Source organism: Metapseudomonas otitidis (assembly GCF_011397855.1).
GTDB classification, from domain to species: domain Bacteria; phylum Pseudomonadota; class Gammaproteobacteria; order Pseudomonadales; family Pseudomonadaceae; genus Metapseudomonas; species Metapseudomonas otitidis.
The window spans coordinates 3,523,936-3,542,131 of sequence record NZ_AP022642.1 but is presented as its reverse complement, the minus strand read 5'-3'; the positions used below and the strand labels follow the sequence as shown (position 1 = coordinate 3,542,131).

Sequence of the window (18,196 nt, the reverse complement as noted above, 5' to 3'; positions counted from 1 at the left end):
CCCCGCCGGGGCGAGCAAGGTCGCCCCGCGGGGGCAATGAAGCTGCAAGGAGTGAGAGACATGCCAGGCTTTTTCGAGCTGAAGAAATACGGCAGTGGCGAATACCGTTTTCGCCTGAAGACACGGGAGGCCCAGGTGATGGTGGAGAGCGGGCGCTACCCCTGCCGGGACAGCGCCGAGAAAGCCATCGCGCTGTTCCGCACCCATTGCGTCAACAGTGATCGCTTCGAGCGTCGCATGTCCTCGGGCGGCAAGAACTACTTCCGTCTCAAGGCCGCCGGCGAGGTGATCCTCGAGAGCCACCTGTACGACTCCGAGCCGACCCGCGAAGAAGCCATCGAGGCTATCATGCGCGTGGGCGTCACCCCGCACCTCGAAGAAGCCTGACGCGCCGGGTGAAATGAAGAAGCCCGCGCATCCGTGAGGATGCGCGGGCTTTTTCATGCCCGGCGCTTGCCGGGGATCAGGCGTTGCGGGCGAGGAGGGCGCGGGCCACCCGCGAGCCGTTGTCCTTGCCCAGCACGGCGCAGATGCGTTGCCCGGCCGCGGCGAGCCGGTCGAGGTCGATACCGGTCTCGATGCCCAGGCCGTTCATCAGGTAGAGCACATCCTCGGTGGCGACGTTGCCGGTGGCGCCCTTGGCGTAGGGGCAGCCGCCGAGCCCGGCGACCGAGCTGTCGAACACGCTGATGCCTTCCAGCAGGCTGGCGTAGATGTTCGCCACGGCCTGGCCGTAGGTGTCGTGGAAGTGGCCGGCCAGTTGCTCCCGGGGGATGCGCGCCCCGACCACCTCGAACATCCGGCGGGTGCTGCCGGCGTTGCCGGTGCCGATGGTGTCGCCCAGGGAGACCTCGTAGCAGCCCATGGCATGCAGCTCGGCGGCCACCGCTGCCACCTGCTCGGCGGCCACTTCACCCTCGTAGGGGCAGCCCAGCACACAGGACACATAGCCACGCACGCTGACGCCCTGGGCGCGGGCGGCTTCCACCACCGGCACGAAGCGCGCCAGGCTCTCGGCGATGGAGCAGTTGATGTTCTTCTGCGAGAAGGCCTCGGACGCGGCAGCGAACACCGCCACCTCCTTCACCCCGGCCTCCAGGGCGGCTTCGAAGCCCTTCATGTTCGGTGCCAGGGCGGCGTAGGTGACGCCCGGCTTGCGCTGGATCTGCGCGAACACCTCGGCGGAGCCGGCCATCTGCGGCACCCACTTGGGTGATACGAAGCTGCCCACCTCCACATAGCCGAGGCCGGCGGCGGTGAGGTCGTCCACCAGGCGCACCTTGTCGGCGACGCTGATGGGCTGCTTCTCGTTCTGCAGGCCGTCACGGGGGCCGACTTCGACCAGGCGTACCTTCTTGGGGATCGTCATTGCGTCATCTCTCTCATTCATCGGCGTTCGGTGCCCGATGGGTTTCGCTTCGCTCGCGGAACGCCGTCCGACCCATCCTGCGGGTTGTTTCTGCGCAGGGTGGGCATCGCTTTTCATGTCCACCGGCGGTGCTGGGCCGGGCCAGGTTGGTGGATGTAAGGAGCGACATCCACCCTACGGGGCAGCGCCCTCTCAGGCCTCTTCCAGCTCCACCAGCGCGGTGCCTTCGGCGACCAGTTCGCCTTCACTGCAGTACAGCGCCTTGACGGTGCCGGCGTGGGGTGCGCGGATGCTGTGCTCCATCTTCATCGCCTCCAGCACCACCAGGGCGGTGCCGGCTTCCACGGCCTGGCCGGCTTCCACCAGCACGCGCACGATACTGCCGTTCATTGGCGCCGTCAGCCCGCCCTGGTGGGTATGGCTGGCCTCGGCCTCGGCGATGGGGTCGACGCGGGTGATGGTATGCAGCGTGCCGTTCCATTCCAGGTAGAGGGTTTCGTCCCGGCGGATGGCCAGCAGCGTGCGGCGTACGCCGTCCAGCTCCAGGGTCAGCCGCTCGCCTTCCAGGTAGATCGGGCTGTCGACCCGGCCGCGCAGGCGCACCACCTGGCGTTCCTCGCCACAGGCCAGATGCAGGTCGGTTTCGCTGGGCAGGCCGGCACGCCAGCCGCTGTTGCCGCTCCAGGGCGAATGCGGGTCGTCCTGGCGTATCCGCGCGGCATCACCCTGGCGGAAGGCTTCGGCAGCCAGCTGCCAGACCTGCTCGGGCAGGGCGGCAGGGGCGGGAAGCAGCTGTCCCTGGTGGCGCTCGATGAAGCCGGTGTCCAGTTCGGCCGCGGCGAAGGCGGGGTGGCCAAGCACACGGCGGAGGAAGGCCAGGTTGGTGCGGAAACCGCCCACGGCGGTGTCTTCCAGCATGGCCAGCAGGCGCTGGCGCGCTTCCTCGCGGTTCTCGCCCCAGGCGATCAGCTTGGCCAGCATGGGGTCGTAGAAGGGCGATACGTCGTCACCCTCGGCCACGCCACTGTCCACCCGGCGGCCCTCGCCGGGCGCGGGCTCGCGGTACAGGTCCAGGTGGCCGCTGGCGGGCAGGAAGCCGCCTTCCGGGTCTTCGGCGTACAGGCGCACTTCGATGGCATGGCCCATCAGCGGCACCTGCGCCTGGGTGATGGGCAGGGGTTCGCCCCGGGCGACGCGGATCTGCCAGGCCACCAGGTCGAGGCCGGTGATGGCCTCGGTGACCGGGTGCTCCACCTGCAGGCGGGTGTTCATCTCCATGAAGAAGAAGTCACCCCGCGCATCCAGTAGGAATTCCACGGTGCCGGCACCCACGTAGCCGATGGCCTGGGCCGCGCGCACGGCGGCCTCGCCCATGGCGCTGCGCTGCTCGGCCGAGAGGCCGGGGGCGGGGGCTTCCTCCACCACCTTCTGGTGGCGGCGCTGGATGGAGCAGTCGCGCTCGTTGAGGTACAGGCAGTTGCCGTGGCGGTCGGCGAAGACCTGGATCTCCACATGGCGCGGCTTGAGCACGTACTTCTCCACCAGCATGCGGGCGTCGCCGAAGGCGGCCTGGGCCTCGCGCTGGGCGGAGGAGAGCGCCTCGGCCAGGTCGGTCTCGCGCTCCACCACCTTCATACCCTTGCCGCCACCACCGGCGGCGGCCTTCAGCAGCACCGGGTAGCCGATGCGCTCGGCGGCGGCGCGGAAGGTCTCCAGGGCCTGGTCCTCGCCGTGGTAGCCGGGCACCAGCGGCACGCCGGCTTCCTCCATCAGCGCCTTGGCGGCGGACTTGCTGCCCATGGCGTCGATGGCGCTGGCCGGCGGGCCGAGGAACACCAGCCCGGCGGCCTCGATGGCACGGGCGAAGCCGGCGTTCTCCGAGAGGAAGCCGTAGCCAGGGTGGATGGCCTGGGCGCCGCTGGCCTGGGCGGCGGCGATCAGCGCGTCCACCCGCAGGTAGCTCTCTGCCGGCTTGGCGCCGCCGAGGTTGATGGCCATGTCCGCCTCGCGCACGTGGCGGGCATTGCGGTCGATCTCGCTGTGGACGGCCACGGTGCGAATGCCCAGCGCCTTGGCGGTGCGCATCACCCGGCAGGCGATCTCGCCACGGTTGGCGATCAGCAAGGTGGTGATCATGGTCATTGCTCCTGCCAGGAGGGTTTGCGTTTTTCCAGGAAGGCATTGAGCCCTTCCTGGCCTTCGGCGCTCACGCGGATGCGGGCGATGGCGTTCTCGGTGTAGCGGCGCAGGTTGGGGCTGAGCACCCCGCTGCCCACTTCCCGCAGCAGGTCCTTGCTGGCGCGCATGGCCTGGGGGCTGTTGAGCAGCAGGTTGGCGGTCCAGCTCTCCACCGCCTGGTCCAGGTCCTCGGCCGGGTAGCACTCGGCCAGCAGGCCCAGCTCACGGGCCCGCTCGCCGTTGAAACGCTCGGCGGTGAGGGCGTAGCGGCGCGCGGCGCGCTCGCCGATGGCCTGGACCACGAAGGGGCTGATCACCGCCGGCGCCAGGCCGATGCGCACCTCCGAGAGGGAGAACTGCGCGTCGATGGCGCCGATGGCCATGTCGCAGCAGCTGATCAGGCCCAGGGCGCCGCCGAAGGCCGCGCCCTGGACCACCGCCAGGGTCGGCACCTTGAGCTGGTAGAGGGCGTACATCAGCTCGGCCAGCTCGCGGGCGTCGTCCAGGTTGGCGTTGTAGTCCAGGCGGGCGGACTCCTGCATCCAGGCCAGGTCCGCCCCGGCGGAGAAGTGCCGGCCCCGGCCGCGGAGGATGAGGAAGCGCACCTGGCCGTGTTCCTTGACGGCATCCAGGGCGAGGATCAGCTCGCGGATCATCCCGGCGTTGAAGGCGTTGTTCTTGTCCGGACGGTTCAGCCAGAGGGTGGCGACGCCGTTGGCGGCGATGTCCAGTTGCAGGGTGTTGAAGTCGGTCATATGGGCTCCGGGAGAGGGCTACATGCGGAACACGCCGAAGCGGGTCGCTTCGATCGGCGCGTTGAGGCTGGCCGAGAGCGCCAGGCCAAGCACCTCGCGGGTCTGCGCCGGGTCGATGACGCCGTCGTCCCAGAGCCGCGCGCTGGAGTAATAGGCGTGGGCCTGGCGCTCGTACTGTTCGAGGATGGGCTGCTTGATGCGCGCCTCTTCCTCGGCGCTCAGGCTGTGGCCGGCGCGTTCGCTCTGCTCGCGCTTGACCTGGGTGAGCACGCCGGCGGCCTGCTCGGCGCCCATCACGCCGATCCGCGCGTTGGGCCACATCCACAGGAAGCGCGGGTCGTAGGCCCGGCCGCACATGCCGTAGTTACCGGCGCCGAAGCTGCCGCCGATGATCACGGTGAACTTCGGCACCCGCGCGCAGGCCACGGCGGTGACCAGCTTGGCGCCGTGCTTGGCGATGCCGCCTTCCTCGTACTTCTTGCCCACCATGAAGCCGGTGATGTTCTGCAGGAACAGCAGCGGGATGCCGCGCTGGCAGGCCAGTTCGATGAAATGCGCGCCTTTCTGCGCGGCCTCGGCGAAGAGGATGCCGTTGTTGGCGAGGATGGCGATGGGGTAGCCGTGAAGAAAGGCGAAGCCGCACACCAGGGTGGTCCCGAACAGGGCCTTGAACTCGTCGAAGGCGGAATCGTCCACCAGGCGTGCGATCACTTCGCGCACGTCGAAGGGTTGCTTGGCGTCCGCCGGAATCACCCCGTACAGCTCCTCGCTGGCGTAGCGCGGGGCGATGGGGGTGCGCAGGTTCAGCTCGCCGGCCTTGCGCCAGTTGAGGTTGGCGACACTGCGGCGGGCCAGGGCCAGGGCGTGCTCGTCGTTCTCGGCGTAGTGATCGGCCACGCCGGAGGTCTTGCAGTGCACGTCGGCGCCGCCCAGCTCTTCGGCAGTCACCACCTCGCCGGTGGCGGCCTTCACCAGCGGCGGGCCGGCGAGGAAGATGGTGGCCTGGTTGCGCACCATGATGGTCTCGTCGCTCATGGCCGGCACGTAGGCGCCGCCGGCGGTGCAGGAGCCCATCACCACGGCGATCTGCGGGATGCCCTGGGCGCTCATGTTGGCCTGGTTGAAGAAGATGCGGCCGAAATGCTCGCGGTCCGGGAAGACCTCTTCCTGGCGCGGCAGGTTGGCGCCGCCGGAGTCCACCAGGTAGATGCAGGGCAGGCGGTTCTCCTGCGCGATGGCCTGGGCCCGCAGGTGCTTCTTCACCGTCAGCGGGTAGTAGGAGCCGCCCTTCACCGTGGCGTCGTTGGCCACGATCATGCATTCCACGCCTTCGACGCGGCCGATGCCGGCCACCACGCCGGCGGCGGGGACCTCTTCGCCGTAGACCTCATGGGCTGCCAGCTGGCCGATTTCGAGGAAGGGCGAGCCCGGGTCCAGCAGGCGGTTGATGCGTTCGCGCGGCAGCAGCTTGCCCCGCGAGGTGTGGCGTTCCTGGGCCTTGGCGCCGCCGCCTTCGTGGATGCGGCCGAGCAGGCGGTGCAGGTCGTCCACCTGGGCCTGCATGGCCTCGCGGTTGCGGGCGAATTCCGGGGTGCGGGTGTTGATCTGGGTATGCAGGATGGCCATCTGGGGCGCTCCGAGTCGTGCGTTTCGCGCCCCTCCCTGAGGGGAGGGGCGTCGGTCGAGGATCAGCGGGTTTCGTTGAACAGCTCGCGGCCGATCAGCATGCGGCGGATCTCGCTGGTGCCGGCGCCGATCTCGTAGAGCTTGGCGTCGCGCAGCAGGCGCCCGGTGGGGAACTCGTTGATGTAGCCGTTGCCGCCGAGGATCTGGATCGCCTCCAGGGCCATCTGGGTGGCGCGTTCGGCGGTGTAGAGGATCACCCCGGCGGCGTCCTTGCGGGTGGTCTCGCCACGGTCGCAGGCCTGGGCCACGGCGTACAGGTAGGCGCGGCTGGCGGCCAGTTGGGTGTACATGTCGGCCACCTTGCCCTGGATGAACTGGAACTCGCCGATGCTCTGGCCGAACTGCTTGCGGTCGTGGATGTAGGGCACCACCACGTCCAGGCAGGCCTGCATGATGCCCACCGGGCCGCCGGCCAGCACCACGCGCTCGTAGTCCAGGCCGCTCATCAGCACCTTGACGCCGCCGTTGACCGCGCCGAGGACGTTTTCCTCCGGCACTTCCACGTCATCGAAGAACAGCTCGCAGGTGTTGGAGCCGCGCATGCCGAGCTTGTCGAACTTGCTGCCACGGGAGAAACCCTTCCAGTCGCGCTCGACGATGAAGGCGGTGATGCCGTGGGGGCCCTTGTCCAGGTCGGTCTTGGCGTAGATCACGTAGGTGTTGGCGTCGGGGCCGTTGGTGATCCAGGTCTTGCTGCCGTTGAGGACGAAGCGGTCGCCCTTGCGGTCGGCGCGCAGCTTCATGGAAACCACGTCGGAGCCGGCGTTGGGCTCGCTCATGGCCAGGGCGCCGACGTGCTCGCCGCTGATCAGCCTGGGCAGGTACTTCTGCTTCTGCTCGTGGGTGCCGTTGCGCTTGATCTGGTTGACGCACAGGTTGGAGTGGGCGCCGTAGGAGAGGGCCACCGAGGCCGAGCCGCGGCTGATCTCCTCCATGGCGATGACGTGGGCCATGTAGCCCAGGCCGGCACCGCCGTATTCCTCGCCGACTGTCACGCCCAGCAGGCCCATGTCGCCGAACTTCTTCCACAGGTCCATGGGGAAGGCGTTGTCGCGGTCGATCTCGGCGGCGCGGGGCGCCAGTTCGGCGGCGACGAAGGCTTGCACCTGTTCGCGCAGCATGTCGAGGGTGTCGCCGAGGGCGAAGTTCAGGCTCGAGTAGGTCATGGTTCCACCTGTGCTTGTGATTGTCGGTGAGTCGGGTAGGGGATCAGGCCTTGGCGGCCTGCTTGCGTTCGGTCTCGGCGAGGGCCGCCAGGCAGCGTTCCTCGGCCGTATCCAGTTCCAGCTGCATCTGCTGGATGTCCAGCAACTGCTGTTCGAGTTGTGCGCGGCGGGCGGCGATCTTCTCCATGAAGGTCTCCAGCTGCTTGCGGTTGCCGCTGCTGGGATCGTAGAGGTCGATCAGCTCCTTGCACTCGGCCAGGGAAAAGCCGATGCGCTTGCCACGCAGGATGAGCTTCAGGGCCACCAGGTCCTTGGGGCTGTAGATGCGTTCCTGGCCCCGGCGCTCGGGGAAGAGCATCTCTTGCTCCTCATAGAAGCGGATGGCGCGGGTGGTCACATCCAGTTCGCGGGCCAGGTCGGAAATGCTGTAGGTCTTGGACATGGGGGAGGGGCTCGGCTTGTTTACCTTTACGTTAACGTAAACCTGAGTAAACTCGCTGTCAACTCGGCGCCAGGCAGCGGGAATTCGCCCCTGTGGCCCGATACTTGCTGGCTTCCAGCCTGCGGAACCGGCGCTCTTTACGGCACCGGCCGGGGGGTGTAGACAGTCAGGGCGTGCAGTCCGCCACGGCCAGGCCGGGCGGTTGCTGGAGCGAGAGATGGCGCAGGACATTCGAATAAAAATGGCGACCGATCCACTTCACCAGTCGTACCAGGCACGGCTGAAGCTGCTCAACGAGGGCGAACTGCCCCGCGGTGTGCTCCGCGAGGAGATCGATGCCTCATGGCGGCGCAGCCTCGGCCACGGGCTCAACTGCCTCGAAGGCGAGCAGCCCGAACTCCGTCATCACGACCTCGGCCTGCTGCTGGAAGGCAACCGCCTGCTGATCGATGCCGCCACCCCCGAGCTGGAGTACCTGGTCAGCCAGCAGGGCAAGGGCGGGTTGATCATCCTCGGCGACGCCCAGGCCAACCTGCTGGCCATCGAAGGCCAGACCGAATTCCTCAAGGGCTCCGGCCTGCGTGACCTGCGCCCCGGCAGTTGCTGGAGCGAATCGAGCCGTGGCACCAATGCCATCGGCACGGCGGTGGTGGAAGGCCGGCCGACTCTGATCAACTGCGGTGAGCATTATCTCGACCGGCTCAGCCCGTTCTCCTGCACCTCGGTGCCGCTGCGCGATCCCCAGGGGCAGGTGGTGGGCGTGCTGGACCTGACCCGGCAAGGCGTCATGGCCCAGCCCGAGGACAACCTCGCCACCCTGATGCTGGCCGCCGGCAATATCGAGAGCCGCCTGTTCGCCCTGACCTACGGCGATCACCTGGTGGTGGCCTTCCACAACCGTCCGCAGTACCTGGGCAGCGCCTGGCACGGGTTGCTGGCCCTGAGCCTGGAGGGCGAGGTGGTCGCCGCCAACGAGCGTGCCTGCGAACTGCTGCGGGTCGGACGGGATGCCCTGGTGGGCCGCCGTGGCAGCGACCTGATCGGCGAGCGCGCCGCTCCGTTCATTGCCCGCCTGCTCAAGGGCGGCATCAGCAGCGTGCAGACCGCCCAGGGCGAGTTCTTCTTCCGCGCGCTCCAGGTGCCCCGTCACAGCCCCCTCGGCCACACGGCCCCGGCGGCGGCCAAGGCGCCCAGCCATACGACATCCCAGGCCCTGGAGGCCCTGGCCGGCCACGACGGCCGCTTCGCCCGCGCCTTGCGCATGGCCCGCCAGGCCCTGGCCAGCGACCTGCCCGTGCTGCTGCTGGGGGAAACCGGCACCGGCAAGGAGGTGGTGGCCCGCGCCCTGCACCAGGCCAGCCCGCGTGCCGAGAAACCCTTCGTGGCGGTGAACTGCGCGGCCATTCCCGAGGGCCTGATCGAGTCCGAGCTGTTCGGTTACCGCGAAGGCGCCTTCACCGGCTCCCGCCGTGGCGGCATGGTCGGCCGCTTGATGCAGGCCCACGGCGGCACGCTGTTCCTCGACGAGATCGGCGACATGCCCCTCGCGCTCCAGGCCCGCCTGCTGCGGGTGCTGCAGGAGCGCCGGGTGGCTCCCCTCGGCGCCGCCGAGGAGCAGGCCATCGACGTGGCGGTGATCTGCGCCACCCACCGCGACCTGCGCCGGCTGGTGCAGGACCAGCACTTCCGCGAAGACCTCTACTACCGCATCAACGGCGTCAGCCTGCGCCTGCCGGCCCTGCGCGAGCGGGACGACCTGGCCGGGATGATCGCCGGCGTGCTGGCCCGCTTCGGTGCCAGCGACGTCAGCCTGGACAAGGACCTCGCCGAGCTGTTCAGCGGCTACGACTGGCCGGGCAACATCCGCCAGCTGGAAATGGTCCTGCGCGCGGCCCTGGCCATGCGCGAACCGGGGGAGACCGTGCTGGGGCTGGACCACCTCACCGACAGCCTGCTGGACGACCTCACCGCCACCACCCGCCAGCCCGGCAGCATCCGCGAGAACGAACTGGAGCTGATCCGCGCCGCCCTGGAGCGGCACCAGGGCAATGTCTCCGCCGCCGCCGATGCCCTGGGCATCAGCCGCGCCACCCTGTACCGCAAGCTCAAGCAGCTCAGGGGATGACGCCCTTGAAGGCGCTGTGGGAGCGAATTCATTCGCGATGCCGTGTGCCTGGGCAGACCCGGGCTGAAGCCCGGGCTACGGCTGCCCCTACAACGTTCCGGTATGCCCGGGTGACGGCATGACCCGCCTCCTGCTCAAGCTCGTCGACGCCCACGACCCCGAGCTGCTGCGCCGCGCCCTGGCCTGGCTCTACGGCTTCGTGCGCCCGCAGCTGCGCGCCATCGCCGTGTTGCTGGGGCTGTCCCTCGGGGCATCGCTGCTGGTGCTGGCCCAGCCCTGGCTGACCAAGACGCTGATCGACGAGGGCCTGCTGGCCAAGGACTTCGGTCTGCTGGTGCAGGTGGCGGTGGCGATGATAGCCGTCGGCCTGATCGGCACCGCGCTCTCGGGCATCAACCGCTACCTGCACACCCGGCTTTCCGGGCGTATCCTCTTCGCCCTGCGCGACGACCTCTACCGCCACCTGCAGCAGCTCTCTCCGGCCTTCTACGGGCGCAAGCGCATCGGCGACATCCTGTCGCGCCTGGATGGCGACGTGGCGGAAATCCAGCGTTTCGCCGTGGATTCGCTGTTCTCTGCCGTCTCCAGCCTCATCGGGCTGATCGGCGCGGTGAGCCTGATGCTGCTGCTGTCCTGGCAGCTGTCCCTGCTGTTGGCGCTGCTGATCCCCGTGGAAGTGCTCTGGCTGCGCTGGATGCGCCGCAAGGTCGAGCGCGAGGTGCGCAGCCTGCGGGAACGTTCGGCGGATGTGTCGTCCTTCCTGGTGGAAACCCTGCCGGCGATGAAGTTCATCCAGGCCGCTGGCCAGCAGGCCCGCGAAGCCCGCCGCCTGGAGGGCCTGGGGCAGGGCTACATGCGCCAGCTGCTGCGGGTGCAGGTCACCGAGTTCTTCACCCAGGCGGTGCCGGGCACGCTCACCTCGTTGTCCCGCGCCTGCGCCTTTCTCATCGGCGGCTACTGGGTCATCCAGGGCACCTGGCAACTGGGCGCGCTGATCGCCTTTTCCACCTACCTCGGCATGGCCGTGGGGCCGGTGCAGAGCCTGCTCGGCCTCTACGTCGCGTTGCAGCGCATGACGGTCAGCCTCGGGCGGGTCATGGAGCTGCAGCAGGAGCCTGTGCCGGTGCGCCCGCCCGTCACGCCCGTGCCCCTGCCGGACGGCCCCGGCACCCTGCGCCTGGAGGGCGTGCATTTCGCCCACGAACAGCGTGCCGGCGCCGTGCTGGAAGGTGTGGACGCGGAGATTCCCGCCGGGCTCAAGGTGGCCATCAGCGGCGCCTCGGGCGTCGGCAAGTCCACCCTGATCGACCTGCTGCAGCGCTTCTACGACCCTGACCAGGGGCGCATCCTGCTGGACGGTGTCGACCTGCGTGAGCTGGACCTGCTGGCCCTGCGCCGGCGCATCGCCGTGGTCAGCCAGGACATCGTCCTGTTCCGCGGCACCCTGGCGGAGAACCTCGCCTACAGCGCCCCCGACGCCAGCCGCGAGGCCCTGGAACGGGTGGTGCGCCTGGCCCGGCTGGACGGCCTGGTGGCCTCCCTGCCGCTGGGGTTGGACACCCCCCTGGGCGAGCGTGGCCAGCAGCTTTCCGGCGGGCAGAAACAGCGCATCGCCATCGCCCGCGCGCTGCTGCAGGCCCCGCTGATCCTGGTGCTGGACGAAGCCACCTCGGCAGTGGACGAAGCCACCGAGCGCGAGGTGATTGCCGCCATCGACCAGTTGTTCGCCGGGCGCACGCGCATCCTCATCAGCCACCGGCCGTCCACCCTCGCCGAGGCGGACCTGCACCTGCGTCTGGAGCAGGGGCGCCTGCGTCCGCTGGCAGCCGAGATCGCCCTCGATGGCCGCTGACGTGCGCATCGGCCTGATCGACAGCGGCTTCGCCCCGGCGCAGGCCGATGGCGTCACAGCGTCCCGGCGCTTCTGGCTGGAGGACGGCGAACTGCACGAAGGCGACGTCCAGCCCGACAGCCTCGGCCACGGCCAGGTGGTGCTCGATACCTTCCGCCGCCAGGCCGGCCCGGTGGGCGTCTGCATGGCCCAGGTATTCGGCGAGCGGGGGCAGACCAGCCCGCTGCAGATCGCCGCCGCTCTCTGCTGGCTGCTGGAGCAGGAGGTGAGCCTGGTGAGCATGAGCCTGGGCCTGCGCACGGACCGGCCGGTATTGCGTGACGCCTGCGCCCGGCTCCAGGCCGCCGGCGTGCTGCTCTGTGCCTCCAGCCCGGCCCAGGGCGAGCCGGTGTACCCGGCCAGCTACCCGGGCGTCATCCGCATCACCGGCGATGCCCGTTGCGCGCCGGGGCAGTGGTCCTGGCTCGGCACCCGCCAGGCCGATTTCGGTGCCCATGTGGCAGCCCACAACGGCGTCGCCGGTGCCAGCGTCGCCTGCGCGGCCCTGGCCGGCACCCTGGCTGCGCACCTGGCGCGCCAGCCGGGCATCAGCCGGGACGCACTGCTGCAGGCGCTGCGCCAGGGCGCCGCCTACCACGGGCCGGAGCGGCGCGGCCATGACTGAAATCCTCATCCTCGGCGCCGGCCCGGCCGGTGCCGCCGTCGCCCTGGGCCTCACGCGCCTGGGTTACCCGGTGCGGGTGGTCAGCGAGTGGCGTCGTTTCGCGGCGGTTGAAGGCGTCTCCCAGCGGGTGCTGGAGGGGCTGCGCCAGGCCGGGTTGCACCGGGCGCTGGCCACTGCAGCGGCACCCTCGCCGCGTCGGGTGCAGTGGAGCGGCGAGGGACAATCCATCAACCAGGAATGCCTGCTGGATCGCCCGGTCTTCGACGCCGCCCTGCGCGACGACCTGCAGGCTGCCGGTATCGAGGTGCTGGAAGCGCGGGTACTCAAGGTGGCGCACGGCCCCGACGGCCACGCCGTGCACCTGGAAGGCGGCGAGGTGCTGCGGGCCGGCTTCCTGGTGGAAGCGCGCGGACGCTCCGCGCCCCTGGCCGGCGGACGGCTGCGCGGGCCGGAGACCCTCGGCCTGCTCAACCAGTGGCACGACGCCCCCGGCCTGGCCGGCTCGGCGGTTGAAAGCCTGGCCGACGGCTGGGCCTGGATGGCGCGGCTGGCCGACGGCCGCTGCTATTGGCAGATCACCCTCGACGCCACCGCCAGCGACCTGCCGCCCCGGGACCGGTTGCCGGCCTGGTGCGCCGAACGTCGTCGGCAGTCCGCTCGGGTGCGCGAGCTGTTCGGCGAGGCTGCCCTGCAGCCCGCCAGCCTGCATGCCCGCAGCAGCACCGCGATCCTCTTCCACGAGGCCAGCGGCCCCGACTGGCTGCGGGTCGGGGATGCGGCGATGGCGGTGGACCCGCTGTCCGGCAACGGCATCTTCCAGTCCCTGTCCTCCGCGCTGCAGGCCCCGGCGGTGATCAACACCCTGTTGCGCCACCCGGAGCGCGCCGCCCTGGCCCGAGCCTTCCACCAGCGCCGGGTCGAGCACCTGTTCCAGCGTTTCGCCCGCACCGGTCGTGACTTCTATGCCCTGGAGCAGCGCTGGCCGGAGCAGCCGTTCTGGCGTGATCGCCGCACCTGGCCCGATGCCGCGCCGCTGCATGCCGAGGCGGACATCCGCCAGGTGCGGGTGGAGTCGGCGCCGGTGATCCAGGGCGAGCTGATCGAGGCGCGGGAGGTGGTCATCACCGCCGACCAGCCCCTGGGTGTCTGGCACCTGGACGGCACCGAGCTGGCGCCCATCGTTCGTGCCCTGCAGGCCGGTCGGCTGGACGCGGCCCTGGCCGAGCTGGCGCCCGAGCCACGGCGCAAGGTGCAGGGTTGGCTGCTGGCGCAGGGGTATCGGCCCTGACAAGGGGCCAGCATTGTTCCGCCGGGTGCGGTGATTAGAATGTGCGGCTCGAATCGATCGCACACGAAGGAACCGCCATGCACCTCGACCTGATCCAGACCCTCAGCCTTGCCGGCAAGGCCGCCGTTCCCAACGATGACCGCGTCGGCTGTGCCGGGCGGCATGCCTGGGTCATCGACGGTGCCACCGACCTGGGCGAGCCGGGCCTGATGGGGCAGCGGGGTGGTGCGGCCTGGCTGGCCGACGCGGCCCATCGCGGCTTCATGGCCGCTTCGGGCCCCCTGGCCTCGCTGTGCGAGCAGGTTTTCCAGGCCGTCGCTGCCGACTACCGGCGTGATCGCCAGCGCGAGCCCGTCGCTGCCTGGGAACTGCCCCGTGCCTCCCTTGCCGCCATCGCCCTGGAAGGCGACCTGCTGGCCTGCGGCTTTCTCGGCGACTGCACCGTGATCCACCGCAGCGCCCAGGGTGTGGCCTTCCTCACGCCGCAGCCGGATCGCCGGCAGGAGCAGGCCGAAGCCCAGGCCCTGGGCCCCGGCATTGGCGCCGACAACGTCCGCAGTGCCCATGTCCTGGCCGACCGCCGCGCCGCCCGCGAGCGGCCCAAGGCGGTGCTGAGCGTCGACGCCGAGCAGGCGAGGGCCGCCCTGCAATACGCCCAGGCGCCCCTGGCCGCCGGTGACGACCTGTTGCTGATGAGCGACGGCTTCGCCGCATTGATCGACACCTACCACTACTACGACGCTCCGACCCTGATGGCCCGGGTGCTGGAAGGCGGCCTGCTGCCGCTGGCTGAGGAACTGCGCCGCATCGAGCGCGAGGACGCGGCTTGCCTGCGCTATCCGCGCTTCAAGGCCAGCGACGATGCCTCGGTGATCTGGTTACGGGTGGGCGGCTAGCCGGAGGAGCGACAGCCGACTCACCCAAGCGCGCGTCGCACCACCGGCACCCACACTTCCACGAACCCCGTCCCCTGCATCGGCTCGAAATCGGCACTGTATTGCTCGAATTCCGGGGCGTCGGCGAAGGCGTACCCGGACGCCGGCAGCCATTTGTTGAAGATGGTGAGGAATGTCTGGTGGATGGTGGAGATGTGGCCGAGGTGGCGGAACACGGCGTAGTCCTGCTGGCGCACCTTGAAGTGGCGGAAGGTGGGCGGTAGCCCGTCGATACGAGGCACTTCGACGCCGGCGATGTATTCGAAGCTGCCGTCCTCGCCCGGGTTGCAGCACAGGCCATAGGTGACGTCGCTGGACTGGCCGGGAATCCGCCCCATATAGGGGGCGAAGGCCTGCCACAGGCCGACGATGCCTTCGTTGCGGTCGAAGGTGAAGCGTTCGCCCAGGCCGGCGATGAGGAAGTCGGGGCGGGTTTCAAAGCGGGGTTCGGACAGCTCCACGAAATTCATGGCTTTCATGCGCAAGGGCTCCACCAGGTGCAGGTTGCCGTGCCCCTGTTCGCGAACCTGCCGGGGCGTGACCCCGAACAGGTCGCTGAAGGCACGGGTGAAGGCTTCATGGGAGCCATAGCCCGCATCCAGCGCCACCTGCAGGATGTCCCGCGTGCCGTCGCCCAGGGCATGGGCCGCCCGGGTCAGGCGGCGGGCGCGGATGTAGCGCATCACCGACCAGCCGGTGGCGAGGGAAAACAGACGCGACAGGGCGAATGGCGACAGCCTGGCGTGGGCCGCGACGGACCCGAGGTCCAGGCTGGCATCCTGTTCGGATTCGATGAACCACAGGACCTGTTCGATGCTCGGCATAGGGCACTCCTTGAAGACGGCACCGACCTTAGCAAGAGGGCGTCGAGGCGATTTGATCGTTCTTGCGCGGCTGGCGCCGCTCGCCTTCAGCGCGCGTAATAGAACGCCTGGCTGAAACCGAACACCAGCCCTTGCGCCTCGCACCACTCCGGGAAGGAGGCCGACGTGTCGGCTGAGTGGTAGCGGGCCCAGGCGTCCAGCAGGGCGCGGCAGTGGCGTTGCTCCTCTGCCAGCCATTTCGGTGTCTGCTCGGGGGCGAGCCGGGCGATCAGTTCGCCGGCCCGGGCGAGGGCGGTTTCGGCATGGGCTTCGTCACCGATGAAGAACGACTCGCCGAGGTGGTGGGTCTGGTAGTCCACCTGGCCCAGGTAGGCGACCGCCAGCCGGTAGAGGGCGATGGCGTCGTTGGGGTCCTGTTCCAGCGCCTGGTGGAAGTAGGCGGTGTCTTCCTTGATCACCGCAGCCCAGCGATAGGGTACGGGGGAGGGCGGAGCCTCCTGGCACCAGGCCTCCAGTATCTGACCGAGGTACACCCGCAGCGGCTGCGCCAGGAGCTGGTGGGCGGCAGGCGTGTGGTAGTGCAGCGCCGCCAGCTCGCAGGCGCGCTCGCGCTGCACATCCAGGGGCGCGTGGCGGCAGGCGGCGATGAAGCCGGCCAGGGCCTGCAGGGCCGGCTTCTTCAATCCGCGCTCGCGCAGTTGGCAGTACGCGGCGAAGCCTTCATAGCCGGGCGTGTCGGCGTAGGCCTCGGCGATGGCCGTGAGGCTCTGGAAGTTGTCCTGGTTCCAGTAGTGCATGGGCTGTTCTTCGGCTGAGCTTGGCGTGTCTTGTCCGTGTGTCTACACGACGCTGGCACGGGTGAGCAGGCTGCGGTGCCCGATGCCGGCGGACTGCAGGCGCTGCAGCAGGTCTTGGCGCGCGGCCTGGCCGCCGGAGCGGATGTAGTCCAGCTCGGCGGCGGTGATGAGCACCACCGGCACCAGGGTGACCGACGACAACGGCATGTCCTCCAGGCGGGTGGCGAAGTCTGGCGCGGGGCCGCCCAGCAGGATGCCGACGCAGTCGTCTTCGGTGATGAAGGCCGGGGGCACCTGGCTGCCCACGCAGTTGGACTGGCTCACGCCGGGCAGCTCCAGGGAGAGGGCGCCGTAGCGCTCCAGCTGGGTCGTGATGCCACCTGCGTCCGCAACGGTATCGGCCACGCTCTTGAGCACCTCATAGGCCCAGCTGTTGCGCAGCGGGTCCACGTCGCCAGGGGCACCTTGTGCGTGCTCGGGAATATCCGGGGTGTCGATGAACAGTTCCAGTTCGAAGCCGTTGACCGGTTCGTCACCGTCGTCGAACGGGTAGCAGAGGCCGTCGGTGGCCAGGATGATGCTGCCGTCACGGCGGACGACCCGGTAGGACTGGCGGGTGGAGGGCCAGTACGGCCCGCCGGTGAAGCTGGGGCTGATGAGGAAGGTCAGCACATCGCGCTCGACGGCACCGATGCCTTGCCAGTGCCGGTCCAGGCGCTCGCCACTGGCCTCCAGTGCGACTTGCCGGGCCTGCTCGGCCGGTGTCATGCCTTCCTGGTCTGAATCAGAGGGGGTATCGGGGGTGCCTGCTTGCGATGAGCCGAGCAGCTTCTTGAAGAACTCCATGGGCATTCCTTGCGTGGGGCTGTTGTATCAGGCGTGCATTCTGACGGGCCCTTGAGCTTGGCGAAACCACGGAGGCGATGTTTCATGACCGGCCACTCAGGGCCGGATGCCAGAAGCAGAAGGAGCTGGAAGGCCAAGGTGCTTTTCCTGGGCGGCGGCTTCCGGTAAAACGCCGCTCTCGCGTAATGACTCGCAAGGACGTGACACATGTACAAGCTGGAGCATCAGGTCGACGGCAATTGGGCGCAGTTCTCTCATCCCGCCCGGTTCTCGCGTCCCGCCGTCGACGCCCACCCACGGCTGGTGGTCGGCGTGCCAGGCTCGGATCCGGATGTGATCCTCCGGCTCGTCCGGTGTCTCGAAGCGCCGCTGATCCTGCTCTATGTCCTGCACACGCCCCGTGGGGAGGCGGAGCCCGCTCGCTATCAGAGCCCCGAGCTTTCCTTGCCTGAGGTCGAGTCGTTCATCCGCGAATTCGGCCTGTTCCTGAGCCAGGACAGCCGGTTCGACCTCTGGGTCCATTCGCCGGCCCAGCAAGCCACGCTGGTCTGGGATCGTCACGACCTGATCCATGCCTATGGGCCTCTTGCCGAGTACGTCGCAGCGCTCAATGGGCTGGGGTTCAGTGAGGGGGACGTGCAGATTCCCATCCCTCATGCCCACCACTACCACCCCGAGCACGACGAGACGGCGCGGAGTGTCATGGCGTGGTGCGATTGGTGGGCCTCGCCCTTGCGTCCGGAGGACGAGCAATAGATTTGACGGCGCCCATACCTGGGGCGGTGGTGGATTTCAAATGGATGGCAACCGATGAGCAGTCCCATGGAAGGTGCCAAGGCGGCACGCAAGGCGCTCCAACAGCTTCAAAAATGCCTGAATGCGCCGGACGTCGTACCGGAGCAGTGCTACCGGATGAACAGCGCGACCTATCCGCTGGTTTGCTACATCAACCAGTTGACCGGGCTGTTCCTGAGCGGCAATTACCCGGTCATTCCGATCTTCCTTGACCGCGCCTATCGCGCCCTGACTGACGTCCCTCACGCACGGGTAAGCGAGGCCTACCGTGTGCTCGCTCTCGATTACCTGGGCCAGATGGCGCGGTTCGTTGTGCAGTACGGTGACCTCTCAGAGGACGAGCGCTACCTGAAAGACTGCATCCCCGCCGCGCTGCTCCTGCCCGACTCCAGCCTGGCCACTGCCGCCCAGCGCTAGCCTTCCACCGCATTCAACCGCCGCGACCTGCTTCTCAGGCGCGGCGGCGGCTTTGCC

General features: G+C 69.0%; 17 protein-coding genes. 8 read left to right on the top strand and 9 right to left on the bottom strand.

Features of this window, described 5'->3' with window-relative positions:
- Positions 1-60 precede the first annotated feature (60 nt).
- Entirely contained in the window at positions 61-387 is a 327-nt protein-coding gene (locus PotMrB4_RS16040) for a YegP family protein (RefSeq protein ID WP_044399664.1), read from the top strand.
- Positions 388-463: 76 nt separating this feature from the next.
- On the opposite strand, the gene PotMrB4_RS16035 is transcribed toward PotMrB4_RS16040, so the two are convergent.
- From PotMrB4_RS16035 to PotMrB4_RS16010, 6 genes are all read right to left on the bottom strand, one after another.
- Entirely contained in the window at positions 464-1,369 is a 906-nt protein-coding gene (locus tag PotMrB4_RS16035) for a hydroxymethylglutaryl-CoA lyase (protein WP_142008577.1), read from the bottom strand.
- A gap of 192 nt (positions 1,370-1,561) precedes the next feature.
- Positions 1,562-3,511 carry an acetyl/propionyl/methylcrotonyl-CoA carboxylase subunit alpha gene (locus PotMrB4_RS16030; RefSeq protein ID WP_172433900.1) on the bottom strand — a complete coding sequence of 650 codons (1,950 nt, stop codon included), beginning with the start codon at positions 3,509-3,511 and terminating at the stop codon, positions 1,562-1,564.
- A complete protein-coding gene (locus PotMrB4_RS16025) occupies positions 3,508-4,302 on the bottom strand; it encodes a gamma-carboxygeranoyl-CoA hydratase (protein ID WP_074972009.1) in 795 nt (264 codons plus the stop codon). The genes PotMrB4_RS16030 and PotMrB4_RS16025 overlap by 4 nt, the downstream gene beginning before the upstream one ends.
- Positions 4,303-4,320: 18 nt before the next feature.
- Positions 4,321-5,928 (bottom strand): carboxyl transferase domain-containing protein, encoded by a 1,608-nt coding sequence (locus PotMrB4_RS16020; RefSeq protein WP_142008581.1) that lies wholly within the window; start codon positions 5,926-5,928, stop codon positions 4,321-4,323.
- Between the two features lie 62 nt (positions 5,929-5,990).
- Positions 5,991-7,154, bottom strand: a complete 1,164-nt coding sequence (locus PotMrB4_RS16015; protein ID WP_044399656.1) for an isovaleryl-CoA dehydrogenase — start codon at positions 7,152-7,154, stop codon at positions 5,991-5,993.
- A 43-nt stretch (positions 7,155-7,197) separates the two neighbouring features.
- Entirely contained in the window at positions 7,198-7,596 is a 399-nt protein-coding gene (locus PotMrB4_RS16010) for a MerR family transcriptional regulator (protein ID WP_044399652.1), read from the bottom strand.
- Between the two features lie 217 nt (positions 7,597-7,813).
- On the opposite strand from PotMrB4_RS16010, the gene PotMrB4_RS16005 reads away from it, so the two are divergent.
- From PotMrB4_RS16005 to PotMrB4_RS15985, 5 genes are all read left to right on the top strand, one after another.
- The gene (locus PotMrB4_RS16005) at positions 7,814-9,721 is read left to right on the top strand and encodes a sigma-54-dependent Fis family transcriptional regulator (RefSeq protein ID WP_172433899.1); all 1,908 of its coding nucleotides are present in this window, start codon (positions 7,814-7,816) and stop codon (positions 9,719-9,721) included.
- Between the two features lie 118 nt (positions 9,722-9,839).
- Complete coding sequence (locus PotMrB4_RS16000; RefSeq protein ID WP_172433898.1) at positions 9,840-11,573, top strand: ABC transporter ATP-binding protein; 1,734 nt, start codon at positions 9,840-9,842, stop codon at positions 11,571-11,573.
- The gene (gene qhpE, locus PotMrB4_RS15995; protein ID WP_172433897.1) at positions 11,563-12,237 is read left to right on the top strand and encodes a subtilisin-like serine protease QhpE; all 675 of its coding nucleotides are present in this window, start codon (positions 11,563-11,565) and stop codon (positions 12,235-12,237) included. The genes PotMrB4_RS16000 and qhpE overlap by 11 nt, the downstream gene beginning before the upstream one ends.
- Positions 12,230-13,525: a flavin-dependent monooxygenase QhpG gene (qhpG, locus tag PotMrB4_RS15990; protein ID WP_172433896.1), complete on the top strand. Its 1,296-nt coding sequence runs from the start codon at positions 12,230-12,232 to the stop codon at positions 13,523-13,525. Before qhpE ends, qhpG begins: the two co-directional genes overlap by 8 nt.
- A 77-nt stretch (positions 13,526-13,602) precedes the next feature.
- A complete protein-coding gene (locus tag PotMrB4_RS15985) occupies positions 13,603-14,421 on the top strand; it encodes a protein phosphatase 2C domain-containing protein (RefSeq protein ID WP_172433895.1) in 819 nt (272 codons plus the stop codon).
- Positions 14,422-14,441: 20 nt separating this feature from the next.
- Here PotMrB4_RS15985 and PotMrB4_RS15980 read toward each other — a convergent pair whose 3' ends face one another.
- The 3 genes from PotMrB4_RS15980 to PotMrB4_RS15970 form a co-directional block, all read right to left on the bottom strand.
- The gene (locus PotMrB4_RS15980; protein WP_172433894.1) at positions 14,442-15,284 is read right to left on the bottom strand and encodes an AraC family transcriptional regulator; all 843 of its coding nucleotides are present in this window, start codon (positions 15,282-15,284) and stop codon (positions 14,442-14,444) included.
- Positions 15,285-15,370: 86 nt separating this feature from the next.
- Positions 15,371-16,081, bottom strand: a complete 711-nt coding sequence (locus PotMrB4_RS15975; RefSeq protein WP_172433893.1) for a hypothetical protein — start codon at positions 16,079-16,081, stop codon at positions 15,371-15,373.
- Positions 16,082-16,123: 42 nt separating this feature from the next.
- Complete coding sequence (locus PotMrB4_RS15970; RefSeq protein ID WP_172433892.1) at positions 16,124-16,927, bottom strand: suppressor of fused domain protein; 804 nt, start codon at positions 16,925-16,927, stop codon at positions 16,124-16,126.
- Positions 16,928-17,134: 207 nt separating this feature from the next.
- On the opposite strand from PotMrB4_RS15970, the gene PotMrB4_RS15965 reads away from it, so the two are divergent.
- Together PotMrB4_RS15965 and PotMrB4_RS15960 are read left to right on the top strand one after the other, a co-directional pair.
- Positions 17,135-17,683 (top strand): hypothetical protein, encoded by a 549-nt coding sequence (locus PotMrB4_RS15965; RefSeq protein WP_172433891.1) that lies wholly within the window; start codon positions 17,135-17,137, stop codon positions 17,681-17,683.
- A gap of 66 nt (positions 17,684-17,749) precedes the next feature.
- Positions 17,750-18,139, top strand: a complete 390-nt coding sequence (locus PotMrB4_RS15960; RefSeq protein ID WP_172433890.1) for a hypothetical protein — start codon at positions 17,750-17,752, stop codon at positions 18,137-18,139.
- Positions 18,140-18,196: the final 57 nt, after the last annotated feature.